The sequence below is a fragment of the Streptomyces sp. NPDC037301 genome, assembly GCF_055602785.1.
In genome coordinates, this window is sequence record NZ_JBVJWD010000096.1 from 1 (window position 1) to 14,123 (window position 14,123).

General features: G+C 72.3%; 14 protein-coding genes. 4 read left to right on the plus strand and 10 right to left on the minus strand.

The window, feature by feature from the left end; genetic code table 11:
- The coding region (locus ACZ7IB_RS47120; protein WP_470921385.1) for a glycoside hydrolase family 15 protein at window positions 1-216 on the plus strand (216 nt) is incomplete at its 5' end.
- Between the two features lie 55 nt (window positions 217-271).
- Here the strand turns inward: ACZ7IB_RS47120 and ACZ7IB_RS47125 are convergent.
- Window positions 272-1,165, minus strand: coding sequence for a sulfurtransferase (locus ACZ7IB_RS47125; RefSeq protein WP_470921386.1), 894 nt, complete (start codon window positions 1,163-1,165; stop codon window positions 272-274).
- A 263-nt stretch (window positions 1,166-1,428) separates the two neighbouring features.
- On the opposite strand from ACZ7IB_RS47125, the gene ACZ7IB_RS47130 reads away from it, so the two are divergent.
- Window positions 1,429-3,054: a PucR family transcriptional regulator gene (locus ACZ7IB_RS47130; RefSeq protein WP_470921387.1), complete on the plus strand. Its 1,626-nt coding sequence runs from the start codon at window positions 1,429-1,431 to the stop codon at window positions 3,052-3,054.
- A 27-nt stretch (window positions 3,055-3,081) separates the two neighbouring features.
- Here the strand turns inward: ACZ7IB_RS47130 and ACZ7IB_RS47135 are convergent, their stop codons facing one another.
- The 6 genes from ACZ7IB_RS47135 to ACZ7IB_RS47160 form a co-directional block, all read right to left on the minus strand.
- Complete coding sequence (locus ACZ7IB_RS47135) at window positions 3,082-4,191, minus strand: glycosyltransferase family 4 protein (RefSeq protein ID WP_470921388.1); 1,110 nt, start codon at window positions 4,189-4,191, stop codon at window positions 3,082-3,084.
- Window positions 4,192-4,369: 178 nt separating this feature from the next.
- A complete protein-coding gene (locus ACZ7IB_RS47140; protein WP_470921389.1) occupies window positions 4,370-5,131 on the minus strand; it encodes a hypothetical protein in 762 nt (253 codons plus the stop codon).
- A gap of 133 nt (window positions 5,132-5,264) precedes the next feature.
- On the minus strand, window positions 5,265-7,010 hold the full coding sequence (gene recN, locus ACZ7IB_RS47145; RefSeq protein ID WP_470921390.1) for a DNA repair protein RecN: 1,746 nt from the start codon (window positions 7,008-7,010) through the stop codon (window positions 5,265-5,267).
- Between the two features lie 108 nt (window positions 7,011-7,118).
- A complete protein-coding gene (locus tag ACZ7IB_RS47150; RefSeq protein ID WP_383977202.1) occupies window positions 7,119-8,024 on the minus strand; it encodes an NAD kinase in 906 nt (301 codons plus the stop codon).
- Window positions 8,021-8,836: a TlyA family RNA methyltransferase gene (locus ACZ7IB_RS47155; RefSeq protein WP_470921392.1), complete on the minus strand. Its 816-nt coding sequence runs from the start codon at window positions 8,834-8,836 to the stop codon at window positions 8,021-8,023. Before ACZ7IB_RS47155 ends, ACZ7IB_RS47150 begins: the two co-directional genes overlap by 4 nt.
- 7 nt (window positions 8,837-8,843) lie before the next feature.
- Window positions 8,844-9,194, minus strand: coding sequence for a hypothetical protein (locus tag ACZ7IB_RS47160; RefSeq protein ID WP_470921394.1), 351 nt, complete (start codon window positions 9,192-9,194; stop codon window positions 8,844-8,846).
- A 43-nt stretch (window positions 9,195-9,237) separates the two neighbouring features.
- On the opposite strand from ACZ7IB_RS47160, the gene ACZ7IB_RS47165 reads away from it, so the two are divergent.
- Window positions 9,238-9,585: an SCP2 sterol-binding domain-containing protein gene (locus ACZ7IB_RS47165; RefSeq protein ID WP_470921396.1), complete on the plus strand. Its 348-nt coding sequence runs from the start codon at window positions 9,238-9,240 to the stop codon at window positions 9,583-9,585.
- 58 nt (window positions 9,586-9,643) lie between these two features.
- Here ACZ7IB_RS47165 and ACZ7IB_RS47170 read toward each other — a convergent pair whose 3' ends face one another.
- A complete protein-coding gene (locus ACZ7IB_RS47170; protein WP_470921397.1) occupies window positions 9,644-10,486 on the minus strand; it encodes an ABC transporter ATP-binding protein in 843 nt (280 codons plus the stop codon).
- Window positions 10,487-10,664: 178 nt separating this feature from the next.
- On the minus strand, window positions 10,665-11,693 hold the full coding sequence (locus ACZ7IB_RS47175) for an HAD hydrolase-like protein (protein ID WP_470921399.1): 1,029 nt from the start codon (window positions 11,691-11,693) through the stop codon (window positions 10,665-10,667).
- 71 nt (window positions 11,694-11,764) lie between these two features.
- On the opposite strand from ACZ7IB_RS47175, the gene ACZ7IB_RS47180 reads away from it, so the two are divergent.
- Window positions 11,765-13,042: a DUF1015 family protein gene (locus tag ACZ7IB_RS47180; protein ID WP_470921400.1), complete on the plus strand. Its 1,278-nt coding sequence runs from the start codon at window positions 11,765-11,767 to the stop codon at window positions 13,040-13,042.
- A gap of 58 nt (window positions 13,043-13,100) precedes the next feature.
- On the opposite strand, the gene ACZ7IB_RS47185 is transcribed toward ACZ7IB_RS47180, so the two are convergent.
- Window positions 13,101-13,817 (minus strand): tetratricopeptide repeat protein, encoded by a 717-nt coding sequence (locus ACZ7IB_RS47185; RefSeq protein ID WP_470921401.1) that lies wholly within the window; start codon window positions 13,815-13,817, stop codon window positions 13,101-13,103.
- Window positions 13,818-14,123 lie beyond the last annotated feature (306 nt).

Genomic DNA, 14,123 nt, shown 5'->3' on the forward strand with positions numbered 1-14,123 from the left:
TGGCTGGCGGACGACCTGGCGATGATCGGCCGGGTCGACGAGGCACGCCAGCTCTTCGAGCGGCTGCTGTCCCTGCGCAACGATCTGGGCCTGCTGGCGGAGGAGTGGGACCCCCGGCTGCAGCGCCAGGTGGGGAACTTCCCCCAGGCGTTCAGCCATGTGCCGCTGATCGACACGGCACTGCGCCTGACGGCGAGCGGGGCGTACGTCGGCTGACCCCGGGGAGGGGGCGGGCGGCATATGCCGGGCCCGCCCCCTGCGGCGAGCGGCATCATCGCAGCGGCCCCCCGCTCTCCGCTCCGGTCACGACGGGCAGCCCCGAAGGCAGCCCCCACTCGCTCCAGGACCCGTCGTACACGGCCAGCTCGCGGTACCCCGCCAGCTCGGCCCCCAGCGTCAGCACGCAGGCGGTGACGCCCGATCCGCAGCTGAAGAACAGCCGCTCCCGCTCCCCGGCGAGGGCGTCGAACGCGGCACGCAGTTCCTTCGCCGGGCGCATCCGGCCGTCGCGCTGGATCTCGCCGAAGGGCAGATTGACCGCCCCCGGCATATGGCCGGCGCGCAGCCCCGGTCGTGGCTCGGCGACCGCGCCGGAGAACCGCTCCCTGGAGCGGGCGTCGAAGACGGCTGCTCCAGGGTCGGCCAGGGCCGCCACCACCTCGTCGCTGCCGACGACCAGCCCCGCGCGCGGCCGGGCTGTGAAGTCGCCGCGCGCCACGGCAGGCGCGGGCCCGGCGTTCTCCAGCGGCAGTCCGGCGTCGGTCCAGGCGGGCAGGCCACCGTCGAGCACCGCGGCCCGGTCGAAGCCCATCGCTCGCAGCATCCACCAGGCACGCGCGCTGGAGTAGATGCCCGCAGCGTCGTAGACGACGACGGTGTCGGTGTCGTCGACGCCGAGGGAGCGCAGCTCCTCGGTGAATCTGTCGGCGTCGGGCAGGGTGTGGGGCAGTGGTCCGGAGTGGTCGGACAGTGCCCCGTCGATATCGAAGGGCCGCGCTCCCGGAATCCGCTGCTCGGAGCCCCGGTACGCGCCCACCGAGGCATCGAGGACCACCGGCCCGCGCTCGCCCAGCCGTGCCGCGAGCCAGTCGGCCCCGACCAGCGGGCCGGGAAGGGGGCCCGCAAGGCCTTCCCGGCCTGAGTACGCCGATATGTCGTCGCCCACGTCTGCTCCAGGTCCAGGTCCGGGTATGGGGGCCACTCGGCCCGAACCGCGCGGCGGTCACAAGATCGCAGCGGCCCTCGGCCCGTGTCAACAGCGGTTCCATGCCCCCGGGCATGGAGAAAGTGGCTGCTCGATGCCGTTGCCCCCGGTCGGCGGACTCCCCCGACGGCTCCCCGACGACGCCTCCGGAGCCCGGGGCCGGTACCTTCCTGAATCAGGGCGACTGCCCGCCCGACCCAAGTGGAAACGCGAGGCCAGAACCAGTGGAGACCCAAGGCGGAATCACCGTGCAGCGAGCCCTTGAGCTGCCGGGGCTGCGCAGCGGGCTCCCGGAGGTGGTGGCCGGCGCGGACCGGCTGAACCGTACGGTGCGCTGGGTGCACGCGGGCGAGGTCCCGAACATCGCTTCGCTGCTCAAGGGCGGTGAGCTGCTGCTCACCACCGGTCTGGGGCTCGGCACCCGCCCCGCCGAGCAGCGCGCCTTCGTCCGCAGGCTCGCCGACCGCCAGATCGCCGCCCTGGTGGTGGAGCTCGGACCGCGCTTCAGCAGGCTGCCCGCATCGATCGTGGACGCCGCCCGCGCGGCCGGTCTGCCGCTGGTGCAACTGCACCGCGAGGTGCCGTTCGTGACGGTGACCGAGGAGATCCACACCGAGATCGTCAACGGTCACTACGCGCTGCTGCGGCAGGCCGAGGATGTGCACCGGCGGTGTACGGAGGCGCTGCTCGGCGGCGGCGGGGTGCCTCAGGTGCTGGGCATCCTGGCGGACTTCACGGCCAACCCGGTCTTCCTGGAGACGGCGGACGGCCAGCTGCTGTACGCGGCGGGCCCCGGGTCCGGCCCGGTGTCCGCCGATCCGCTCCAGGTGTGGGACGGGATGCGCGGCGACCGGGCGGCCCGTGAGACGCCGCCCACCGGTTCGGTGCTGGTGGATGTGCCGGGCGGCGGCCCTGGAACCGGTTCGGTTCGGGCCAGGCTGGTGCTGCTGGCCGTGGCCGGCCCGCTGGTGACGGTGCACCGGATGGCGGCGGAGCGGGCGGCCGGCATCCTCGCCGTCGTGCTGATGCAGGCCCGCCAGGAGGAGGAGCTCGCCGCGCGCGGCCGGGGCGACTTCCTGACGGATCTCGCCGAGGGCCGGATCACTTCGGAGGACGCGCCGGCGCAAGCCCGCGTACTGGGCTTCAAACCGGGTGAGATGCCGCTGCTGCCGGTGGTCATGCGGCTGGCCCCCGAGCTGTCCGTGTCGGGGAACTGGGCGCTGCTGGCGCGGGCGGTGCTGGAGGAGCTCTCGTCGGTGGGTGTGCCGGTGCTGCTCGGTGTGCGGCCCGTGGAGGGCCGGGTTCCGGTGCTGCTGGGGCTGCGGTCCGAGACGGAGCGCACGGCGGTCGCGGACCGGGTCGCGGCGGCGCTGCGGGCGGGTGTGGAGCGGGCCGGTCTGGAGCGTGCAGGATCGTATCCGCCGGTCGTGGTGGTGGGCGTGGCGGGCGGCTGGGCGGCGGCCGGTGCGGGGCTGCGGCACGCCGCGGAGACGGCGACGGCCGCGCACGGTCTCAGCGACCGGCCCTGGTACGACGCCCGGCGTCTGGACATCGATCTGCTGCTGTGGCGGCTGCGGGACCATCCGGATCTGGCGGCGTTCGTGGACCGGGCGATCGGCCCGCTGCGCGATCACGACCGCACCTCTCGCCCTCCGCTGCTGCCGACGCTGGAGACGTATCTGGCCCACGCGGGCCGCAAGGCGGAGACGGCACGCGAACTGCATCTGAACCGTCAGACGCTGTACAACCGGCTGGCCCGCATCGGCGAACTGCTCGGCACCGACCTGGACGACCCCCAGGCGGTCCTGGCGCTGAGCCTGGCCCTCCGGGCCCGCCGCCACACTTCGTAGCTCCGGACTCGTCCGACGAGCAGCCGCTCACCGCGTCCGCGCTACCGCTACCGCTACCGCCAACGGTTTCGTCAACTCGTCGTAGATGCTGAGAACTTGAGCGATCGTGTCGTCCTCCGTCGGCCAACTCGCGGCCTGTACACGCCCCGCGGCCACCAGCTCCGCGCGCCGACCCGGATCACCGAGCAGCCTGACCACTGCCCGCGCGAGCGCCTCCGCATTCCCGTACGGTACGAGCTCCGCCCCGTCCCCAACGAGTTCGGGCACCCCTCCGACCGCGGTGGCGACCAGCGGAACGCCGAGCCGCAGCGCCTCCTGGGCCAGCACCGAGCGCGCCTCCCACCGGCTGGACAGCACGGCCAGATCGGCGGCGGCGAGAAGTTCTGCGATGTCGTCGCGGCTGCCGATGAGCCGGACGGGCAGCTCCTCGTTCCTGATCCGGCGCTGCAGAGCGGCCCGCTCCCGCCCCTCCCCCACGATGATCAGCAGCGGTACGGGGTCGAGTTCGCGCCATACCCGTGCGGCATCGAGCAGCATGTCGTACCCGTGATGCGGTACGAGACTCCCGTACGAAAAGATCAACGGCCGTTCCACCACACCGAGTTCGGCCCGCACCTTGCCTTCGTGGACACCGGCGGGAACGCGCGGTACAGGGGCGGAGACCGGCGAGAGCCGGGCATCGCGCGCTCCTCGGTGCCGCGCCCGGTCGACCAGGTCCGATGTCGTACCGAGCACAACTGCCGCCGCACGGGCGGCTCTTCGCTCCATCAGATGAAGCAGCCGGCTGCGGGCTCCCTCGGCGTGGGCGCGAGCGTGCCAGGTGACGACCAGCGGGATACGGCGGCCGCCGAGCGCAAGAGCGGCACGTACGGCGGCGTGCAGACCGTGCGCGTGGACCACGTCCGCCGTCAGGCAGGCAGTACGCAGCGCGGCGACGGCGGCGGGATCACTGCGTCGCGGCACGGGGGCGAACCGGACACCCGTAGCGGAGAAGTCGTGGGCGTGATCCAGTTCGGCCGGGGCACATACGGTGACGTGTACGCCTCTCGCCACCAGCCCTGCGGCCAGCGAGCTGACGTGGGCGCTGCTGCCCGCGCTGCCGCCGCCCAGGACTTGGACCGTACGCAGCTGTGACACGTTGAATGGCTCCCGGGGCTCCCGAGTGGGCGGTGATGGCACCGCCAAGGATGCCAGTCCGTAGGCACGTTCCGGCACAGTCGAGCCACTGTCCCGCTGCGTACAACAGCAACCGGCCATGACGCACCACTCGCACGGGTGAGGCGGCGGCGCGATGTTGCCGCCTCCGTGGACCCTGTCAGCGGTCCGACAGCATTCGGGCGAGTCGGCTGATCCGGTCCCCGTACACCGTCGCCGCGACAAGCCCCGCCGCATGGGCGAAGAGCCCGGCCCGGCCGCGGCCCGCGACGATGGCGACGCCGAGCGCGGCGCCCAGGGCGTGGGCCCCGGTGTCCCCGATCATGGTGCGCTCACCCAGGTCGTCGGCGACGAGCGCTGCCGCGGCGCCCATGGGCGCGGCGGCGAGTGCGCCCGGCAGGCCCGGGGCCCCGAGGGCGAGCACGGTGGCGGCGGCCACGGCGGGCCGTACATCCGCCAGATTGACGAGGTGCGCACTTCCGGCGATCACGACGCCGGCGAGGACCCGGTCGACGGGCCGCTCCTTGAGCAGCGCACCGGCCGCGAGCCCGGCGGCCCCGATCCCGAAGAGCTTCACCGCGCCACTGGTCACCTCGCCGTCCCGCAGCGCACCCAGGTGGGCACGGAACCCGCGGCGCGGATCGTCCGCACCGACGAGGTCGTCGTAGGCACCGCAGCCGCCGGCCGCGAGAACGGCGAGCAGGGCGGCGTACCGGGTACGCGCGGGCAGTGGAAGAACGGCGGTTCCGGCTGCGGCGCCGAGGGCGACGGCCGGTCCCGCGTAAAGATCGACGGTGCGGCCCGCGTAGTTGGTTCGCTGCCAGCGCCTGCGGGGCCGGGCCCGCAGCGCCCGGTACGCACCCCCCGCGACGGCGGCTGCGACGGCACCGGACACTGCGGCTTTGCTGAACGCTGCTCCCATGCGGGCCAGGCTACGCAGTGGCCCGCCGGACCGTCCGGCGGGCCACTGCGTCCGCGCATCGCCGGGCGGACTCGAATGACAAGCCCGCCCGGAGACCGAGCACGAACACGCGCCCGGCGGCCGCGAAGCCCCGCTACCCGTCAGCCCGCGCCGTGGCCAGCAGCTCCTCCGCATGCGCCCGGGCCGTCTCCGAGTCCTCCTGCCCCGCAAGCATCCGGGACAGTTCCCGTACCCGGTCCTCGCCCTCCAGGACGGTGACACCACTGCTGGTGACCGACCCGTCGACCGTCTTCTCGACCAGCAGCTGGCGGTCGGCGAACGCCGCCACCTGCGGCAGGTGCGTGACGACGACCACCTGCGCGGACCTGGCGAGCTTCGCCAGCCGCCGCCCGACCTCGACGGCCGCCTTGCCGCCGACGCCCGCGTCGACCTCGTCGAAGAGGTACGTGGGTACGGGATCGGAGCCGGCGAACACCACCTCGACGGCGAGCATCACCCGGGACAGCTCACCGCCCGACGCGCCCTTCGCGATCGGCCGCGGCTGGGCGCCGGGGTGCGGGGCCAGCAGAAGCTCGACCTCGTCGGCGCCGGACGGCCCGTAGACCACACTCCGCCCGCCGATCTCGATGCCGGACGCCTCGTCCGCCGCCTCGGTCTGCCGGATGTCGAAGGAGACCCGGGCGTGCGGCATGGCGAGGGATGCCAGCTCCGCGGTCACCGCCTCGGCGAAGCGCTCCGCCGCCCCCGTACGCGCATCGGTCAACGCCTGCCCGAGGCCCGAGAGTTCGGCGCGCAGCGCATCGCGCTCCGCCGTCAGCTCGCCGATGCGGTCGTCGTCGCCCTCCAGCTCGGTGAGCCGGGCGGCCCCTTCCTCGGCCCAGGCGAGTACGGCGGTGATGTCCTCGCCGTACTTACGGGTGAGTCCGGTGAGCGCGGCCCGCCGCTCCTCCACCGCGGCGAGCCGCAGCGGATCGGCGTCCAGCTGGTCGGCGTACCCGGCCAGCTCGCCCGCCACATCGGCGAGCAGGATCGAGATCTCGCCGATCCGGTCGGCGAGCGCGGCCAGCGCCGGATCGTGGGCCCGTACGGCGTCCAGGGACCGTCCGGCGGCCGCGACCACAGTCGTCGCGTCGACGCCCTCCGGGTCCTCCGGGTTGCCCGCGAGCGCGGTGTGTGCGAGGGCCGCCGCGGAAGCGAGCGCTTCGGCATGGCCGAGCCGCTCGGCCTCGGCGGCCAGGTCGCCGTCCTCACCCGCGAGTGGTTCGACCGCAGCGATCTCGTTGAGTCCGAAGCGCAGCAGATCCGCTTCCTGGGCGCGTTCGCGGGCGCGCGTCGTCAGCTCGTCGAGCTCCGTGACGACGGCCCGCAGCCGCCGGTAGGCCGCCGCGTACTTGGCGTGCGGCACGGCGACACCGTCGCCCGCGTACCGGTCGAGGGCCTGCCGCTGCCGCGCGGGCTTGAGCAGCCCCTGCTGGTCGGTCTGGCCGTGCACGGCCACGAGTTCGTCGGCGAGTTCGGCGAGCACCCCCACCGGCACGGACCTGCCGCCGAGATGCGCCCGGGAGCGCCCCTCCGCGGAGACGGTACGGCTGATCAACAGCGCGCCGTCGTCAAATTCGGCCCCGGCCTCCTCGGCCCGCAGGGCCACGATGTCGCCGTCGGACACCGTGATCCGCCCCTCGACGACCGCGGCCTTGGCCCCGATCCGTACCAGGGCAGGGTCGGCACGCCCACCGAGCAACAGCCCCAGGCTGGTGACGACCATGGTCTTGCCCGCGCCGGTCTCACCCGTCACCGCGGTGAAACCGGGTGACAGCTCGACCACCGCGTCGTCGATGACTCCGAGCGACCGTATCCGCATCTCCTCCAACACGGACATGACCTTACGAGGTCCGGGCCCCGATGTGCGACGGGCCCCGCCCCCCGGGGTTCACTCTCCCGTGTGCTCCTGAAGCATTCGCACCGCCTCCGGGGGAATGTCCGCCGGTCAGTGCGGCGCGCCTCGCCACCCCGAGACGGGCAGTGCGAACTTCGCCACCAGCCGGTCCGTGAACGAGGCGTGGTGCAGCCGGGCGAGCCGTACGGGCACCGCACCGCGCCGCACCTCGACCCGCGCCCCCGCGGGCAGCTCCACGGTCCTGCGCCCGTCGCACCACAGCACTCCGTGCGGGGTGTGCTGCTGGACCTCGACGGCGAGCACCGAGGTCGGTGAGGTCACCAGTGGCTTGGCGAACAGTGCATGGGCGCTGATCGGCACCATCAGCAGCGCCTCGACCTCGGGCCAGACGACGGGTCCGCCCGCCGAGAAGGCGTATGCGGTCGATCCGGTCGGGGTCGCGCAGACGATCCCGTCGCAGCCGAACCCGGTCACCGGCCGGCCGTCGATCTCCAGGACCACCTCCAGCATCCGCTCGGGCGACACCTTCTGCACGGCCGCTTCGTTGAGCGCCCAGTCGGTGTGGACGATGTCGCCGTTGCTGTGCACGACAACGTCGAGCGTCATCCGTTCCTCGACCTGGTACGCCCGGGTGACGACCCGGTCGACGACCTTGTCCAGGTCGTCCCGCTCGGCCTCGGCGAGGAAGCCGACCCGGCCGAGGTTGACGCCGAGCATCGGCACCCCTGAGGCGCGGGAGAGTTCGGCGCCGCGCAGCAGTGTCCCGTCCCCGCCGAGCACGATCAGCAGTTCACAGCCGTCCACGGCCTTGGGCGTGGTATCTGTGACCGTCTCGACGGACGGCGGCAGCGGGAGATCGGCCGCCTCGGTGGCCAGCACCCGTACGCCGAGGCCGCTGCGCAACAGTCCCTGTACGACCAGCTCGGCGCTGCGGATCGCGGCCGGGCGGCCGGTGTGTGCCAAAAGAAAGACAGTTCGTGCCGCATTCGTCGTCAACGAGGCCCCTCCGCCACTGCACGGTCGACATCTGCGGGATCCAGCTCAGGTGCTCCGGCCCGCAGCCACAGAAAGTACTCGACATTTCCCGAGGGTCCCGGCAGTGGACTCGCCGTCACCCCCAGCACTCCGAGACCCAGCGCCCAGGCCCGGCGCGCCACCTCCCGTACCGCTTCGGCCCGCAGCTCGGGGCTGCGCACCACGCCGCCGCTGCCGAGCCGCTCCTTGCCGACCTCGAACTGCGGCTTGACCATGAGGACCAGGTCCGCGTCCGGGGCGGCGCAGCGCGCCAGAGCGGGCAGGACCAGCCCCAGCGGGATGAACGACAGATCGCCGACAACCAGGTCCACCGGCTTCCCGTCGATGGCTTCCAGCGTCAATTCCCGTACGTTGGTGCGGTCCTTGACGGTGACGCGCTCATCGGACTGGAGCGACCAGGCGAGCTGCCCGTAGCCGACGTCGACGGCGACCACATGACCGGCGCCGGCCCGCAGCAGTACGTCGGTGAAGCCACCGGTCGACGCCCCGGCGTCCAGCGCCCGCCGCCCCTCGACCTTCAGCCCGAGGGGTACGAAGGCGGCGAGGGCGCCGGCGAGCTTGTGGCCACCGCGCGAGACGTACTCGGGGTCGCTGTCGTCCTTGATCACGACGACGGCGGCGCTGGTCTCGACCTGGGTGGCGGGTTTGGTCGCGGTGTTTCCGCCGACGGTCACCCGCCCTGCGGCGATCAGCTGGCTCGCATGTTCGCGCGAGCGGGCGAGCTTACGGCGTACCAGCTCGGCGTCGAGGCGGCGACGTGCCACTCCTGCCACGTTCGGTTCAGCTCCTGTTGTCGTACGAGGGCATCGGTGCGGGTACCGGTGCGGGTGCGGGCCTGGCGTCCAGCGCGGTCAGCGCGTCGCGCAGCCCGCCGTGTACATCCTCGTACACCTCGATGTGTCCGTCCGCCGGGAGGTGGTCCGCATCGGCGAGACGCTCCAGCCGTGCGTCGACCTCGGCGTTGCCGGTGGGGGTGCGTACGACGCCGAGGGACGCGGGTGCGGCAGGGTCGACAGGGGTTGCGGCGGCCGGGGCCGCGCCCTCGTCGGACGAGTCTTCCGCCACGGCCACGGGTGTCACCCCGGGCGCTGTTCCGGCTGCCGTCCCGGCCCCCGGCATCGAGTCGCTCATGCGGGAAACGCTACCGCGAAGGGCTGCGGTACCGTCGGTCACGATGGCGACCATGGCGGAGTGCCGCAGCGCACTCGACAAACTTTCCGACAACCTCGCGAGGGCCGACGGCGACGTGCGCAGCGCGGCTGCCCTCGACCGCTCGCTGAGCTGTCACATCAAGGACCTCGACGTCACCTTCACCGGCCGGCTGGCCAATGGCCGGATCCAGGTCCTGGACACAGCCGACGGCCCGCCCAGGGAGAAGGCCGAGATCCGGCTCGCGATGACCGGCGACGATCTGGTGGCCATGGTGAACGGCGAAATGAACTTCGCCAGGGCATGGGGCGCGGGCCGGGTCCGTCTGGAGGCCGGCTTCCGCGACCTGCTGAGACTCAGGTCGCTGCTGTAGCCGCGGGGCGGATCCGCTTTCCCGGCCGGTCCCGCCACTGAGGGCAGGGCCCGTTCGGTCAGCCCCCGGCCGACGCCCCGGCAGCCGCCTTGCCCTGCACGCCCGCCGCGCCGCTCCGCCGCTTGCGCGCGGTCGGCACCACCAACGGCGTCCCGGTCTCCGGGTCGTCGATGACCTGGCAGCGCACCCCGAAGACCCGCTCCACCAGCTCCGCGGTGACGACCTCGCCGGGTGCCCCCTCGGCGATCACCTCGCCTTCCCGCATCGCGATGAGGTGCGTGGCGTACCGCGCGGCATGATTCAGATCGTGCAGGACGGCAACCAGAGTGCGCCCCTGCGTCTCGTGCAGCTCCGCACAGAGATCGAGGACATCGATCTGGTGCTGGATGTCGAGGTACGTCGTCGGCTCGTCGAGCAGCAGCAGCGGCGTCTGCTGGGCGAGCGCCATGGCGATCCAGACACGCTGCCGCTGCCCGCCGGACAATTCGTCGACATAGCGATCGGCAAGCGCATCGACTCCGGTAGCGGCCATCGATTCCTCGACAATGCGTTCGTCGTCCGGCGACCACTGGCGCAACAGCCCCTGGTGCGGATACCGGCCGCGCCCGACGAGGTCGGCGACGGTGATGCCGTCCGGCGCTATGGAGGACTGCGGCAGCAGCCCAAGTGTCTTGGCGACCTTCTTGGCCGGCATTCCGTGGATTGTCTGCCCGTCCAGGAGTACCCGCCCGCTGTTCGGCTTCAGCATCCGCGAGAGCGCGCGCAACAGGGTCGACTTGCCACAGGCGTTGGGGCCGACGATCACCGTGAACGAGTTGTCGGGGATCTCGACCGAGAGATTCTCCGCGATGACCCGCCGGTCGTAGCCGAGGGTCACCGAGTCCGCGGTGAGGCGCTGCATGGTCGTACTCCCGGAGTCGGAGGTGATCGGGTGCGCGGGGTCGCCCCTCGCCACGAGCAGAGGCCGCGGCCGAGGCCCGGTCGCCCGGCGGGTCGGCCGTCCGGACGGCGGCACACCGGGCAGAACAAAGTTAGGTTAGCCTATCCTCCTTTCAACTTGAATCGCCGGGAGTCTCCCTTCACAGCCCCAGCCTGGCGACCGCCTTCCCCGCGTCCAGCCCGCACGAGCCGTCTCCGGCGTACGACCACGCCGCCCCGCAGAGCGCCCGCAGCCCGTCGAGCACGTCCCCGTCCCCTTCGAGCACCAGGTCGCCACCGCGCACCGCCGCCGTCCAGCCACCGCAGCCGAACCTGTCGCCCGCCCGCACCACCTCGGGCTGCCCGGTCAGCAGCCCCCGCAGATCCGCGTCCACATACGTCGGCCGGTGCTTCGGCTCGGCGGCCACCAACTGCGCCGCGTCCGTCACCCCGGTGAGCACCAGCAGCGAGTCCACACCGCCGTTGAACGCGCCCTCGATGTCCGTGTCCAGCCGGTCCCCGACCACCAACGGGCGTTCGGCCCCGGTCCGCAGCACCGTCTCCCGGTGCATCGGAGGCAGCGGCTTCCCGGCGACCTGCGGCTCGGCCCCAGTAGCGATCCGTACAACCTCCACCGCCGCACCGTTCCCCGGCGCGATCCCCCGGGCACTGGGAATCGTCAGATCCGTGTTGGACGCGAACCACGGCACCCCCCGCGCAATCGCGTACGCGGCCTCGGCGAACCGACCCCACGTCATGTCGGGGCCGCCGTAACCCTGCGCCACCGCGACCGGCTCGTCGTCGGCCGATTCCACCGGCACCAGACCGCGCTCCCGCAGCGCGACGCGCAGCCCCTCGCCACCCACCACCAGCACCCGCGCCCCGGCCGGCAGCTGATCGGCCATCAGCCTGGCCACCGCCTGCGCCGAGGTGATCACATCGGCGGGCTCGGCAGGAACCCCGAGCTCGGTCAGATGCTCGGCCACCGCGGCCGGGGGCCGCAGGGCATTGTTCGTCACATACGCCAGGTGCATCCCGCCGTCCCGCGCCGCTCCCAGCGACTCGACTGCGTGGACGATCGCATGACCGCCCGCGTACACCACCCCGTCGAGATCGAGCAGCGCCGTGTCGTACGCCTCGTTCAACGCGGTGCTGCTGCCGCTCGGCCTGGTCCTGCTCGCCTGACTCATTCTTTGCGCTCCTCATTCCATGCTTCTGTCCCGATCATCGCGCATCCCGGCCGCACACATACGATGCAGAAATGAACACATCAGGGTCGGCCGGGCAGGGACTGCGTCTGCTTCCGTTCCGTGGGCTGCGATACGTCCCCGAGCGGGTCGGCAGTCTTGCCGCGGTGACCTCACCGCCGTACGACGTCGTCGTGCGCCCCGACGGGCTGCACCACCTGGAGTCGGCGGATCCGCACAACATCGTCCGGCTGATCCTGCCGCAGGCCGACACGGCCGCGGCCCGCCACACGCAGGCCGCCGAGACCCTGAACCGCTGGCTGGCAGAGGGCATACTCGCTCCCGATCCCGAGCCCGCGCTGTACGTCTACGAGCAGAGCAACACCGAGATCCTGCAACGCGGCATCGTCGGCGCGCTGGCGCTCTCCTCCCCCGCCGACGGCATCGTGCTGCCGCACGAGGACGTGATGGCCCATGTCGTCGAGGACCGGGCCAACCTGATGCGCACCACCGCGGCCCATCTCGAACCGCTGCTGCTCACCTACCGCAGCGAAGGCCACCCGACCGGCGCGTCCGCCGTCATCGAACGGACCATCCACCGGCCGCCGCTCCTCTCCACCACCACCGAGGACGGCTACAGCCACCGGCTCTGGGCGGTCACCCACCCGGCCGACCGGGCCGAGATCGAGGCCGATCTCGCCCACCACCAGGCCTTGATCGCCGACGGCCACCACCGCTGGGCCACCTACCTCCGCCTCCAGCAGGAGCACACAGCTCCCGGCCCCTGGGACTTCGGCCTGGTCCTCCTCGTCGACACGGCCCGCTACCCGCTCCGGGTCCGCGCCATCCACCGACTGCTGCACCGCTTCCCGGTCGCCGACGCACTCGCCGCGCTGGACGGTCTCTTCCGCATCCGCGACATGGAGGGTCCGCTCCCCCGGGCCCTGGACGCTCTCGCCGAGGCGGCCGCCGAAGGCAACGCATTCCTGCTCGCGGGCGACGGCGGCTTCCACCTCATCGACCGTCCCGACGCCGGTCTGCTTTCCCGTACGATTCCGGCCGACCGTCCGACCGCCTGGCAGACCCTCGACGCGACGGTCCTGCACGCGGCTCTGCTCGACCACGTCTGGCAGATCCCCGACGCCCCGGAGCACATCGCGTACATACACGACACCGCGGCCGTCGTCGAACAGGCCGAACGTCACAATGCCACGGCGGTTCTGATGCATCCGGTACGTGAGGAAGTCGTCCGGGATCTCGCCCGGCAGGGCGTCACCATGCCCCGCAAGTCAACTTCCTTCGGCCCCAAGCCGGCCACCGGCCTCGTCCTGCGAAGCCTCACCCTCGACTGACCCCCACAGCAACAAAAAAGGGCGGCACCCCTTGCGGAGTGCCGCCCTTTCTCATGCCTTACGACTCGGACGTACCGTCTTCGTCCTTGCCGTCGCTCTTGTCGTCATCCGCAGCGTCGGCCGGCGCCTGAGCAGCGTCGTCCTCGTCCTCGTCCTCACCGAGGGCATCGACGAACTCGACACCGTCCAGCTCGGCAAGCCGGTCCGAGGCATCGGTGGCGCCGTCCTTGTCGGCCTCCAGCGCCTTCCCGAACCACTCACGCGCCTCGTCCTCGCGCCCCGCCGCCAGCAGCGCGTCCGCGTACGCATAGCGCAGCCGGGGAGTCCACGGGTGCACGGCGTTCGAGGCGAGCTCGGAACTCTGCAGCGTGACGATGGCGGCGTCGATCTGCCCCATGTCCCTACGGGCTCCGGCAGCTACCAGACGCATCTCGACCTGACCGGCCTTGTCCAGCTTCTGCACCTCGGGCTCGCCGGCCATGGCCATCGCCCGCTCGGGCCGCCCGAGTCCGCGCTCGCAGTCGGCCATGACAGGCCACAGCTCCACGGAACCGGTCATCCGCTTCGCCGCCCGGAACTCCGCCAGCGCCTCCGAGTACTTCTGCGTCGCGTACGCGGCGAACCCGGCCGCCTCACGCACGGCAGCAACCCGCGAGGCCAGCCGCAACGCGATCCGCGAGTACGCGTACGCCTGCTCAGGGTCCTCGTCGATCAGCCGGGCCACCATCACGAGGTTCCTGGCTACATCCTCGGCCAGGGTCTTCGGCAGGCTCATCAGCTCCTGCCGCACGTCCTTGTCGATCTCGTCACCGGTGACGTCGTCAGGAATCGGAAGCCGCTTGATGGGCTCACGGTCCCGGTCGTCACGCCGCTCGTACCCACCACGGTCGTCGCGCCCGCGGTAACCACCCCGGTCACCGCGGTCGTCCCGCTGCCCGCGGTAACCTCCGCCTCGGCTGTCGTCCCGACGGAAACCGCCGCCGGAGCCACCACCGCGGCTGTCGTCGCGCCGGTAGCCGCCACCACGGCTGTCGTCGTCACGGCGGGGGCCACGCGGCCGGTCGTCACGCCGCTCGAAACC

What these genes read in the sequence shown, in the direction of transcription:
- ACZ7IB_RS47140 (WP_470921389.1), bottom strand. Translation starts at nt 5,131, where the DNA reads ATGGGAGCAGCGTTCAGCAAAGCCGCAGTGTCCGGTGCCGTCGCAGCC.
- ACZ7IB_RS47160 (WP_470921394.1), bottom strand. Translation starts at nt 9,194, where the DNA reads ATGAGCGACTCGATGCCGGGGGCCGGGACGGCAGCCGGAACAGCGCCC.
- ACZ7IB_RS47165 (WP_470921396.1), top strand. Translation starts at nt 9,238, where the DNA reads ATGGCGACCATGGCGGAGTGCCGCAGCGCACTCGACAAACTTTCCGAC.
- ACZ7IB_RS47170 (WP_470921397.1), bottom strand. Translation starts at nt 10,486, where the DNA reads ATGCAGCGCCTCACCGCGGACTCGGTGACCCTCGGCTACGACCGGCGG.
- ACZ7IB_RS47180 (WP_470921400.1), top strand. Translation starts at nt 11,765, where the DNA reads ATGAACACATCAGGGTCGGCCGGGCAGGGACTGCGTCTGCTTCCGTTC.
- ACZ7IB_RS47185 (WP_470921401.1), bottom strand. Translation starts at nt 13,817, where the DNA reads ATGAGCCTGCCGAAGACCCTGGCCGAGGATGTAGCCAGGAACCTCGTG.
- ACZ7IB_RS47175 (WP_470921399.1), bottom strand. Translation starts at nt 11,693, where the DNA reads ATGAGTCAGGCGAGCAGGACCAGGCCGAGCGGCAGCAGCACCGCGTTG.
- recN (WP_470921390.1), bottom strand. Translation starts at nt 7,010, where the DNA reads ATGTCCGTGTTGGAGGAGATGCGGATACGGTCGCTCGGAGTCATCGAC.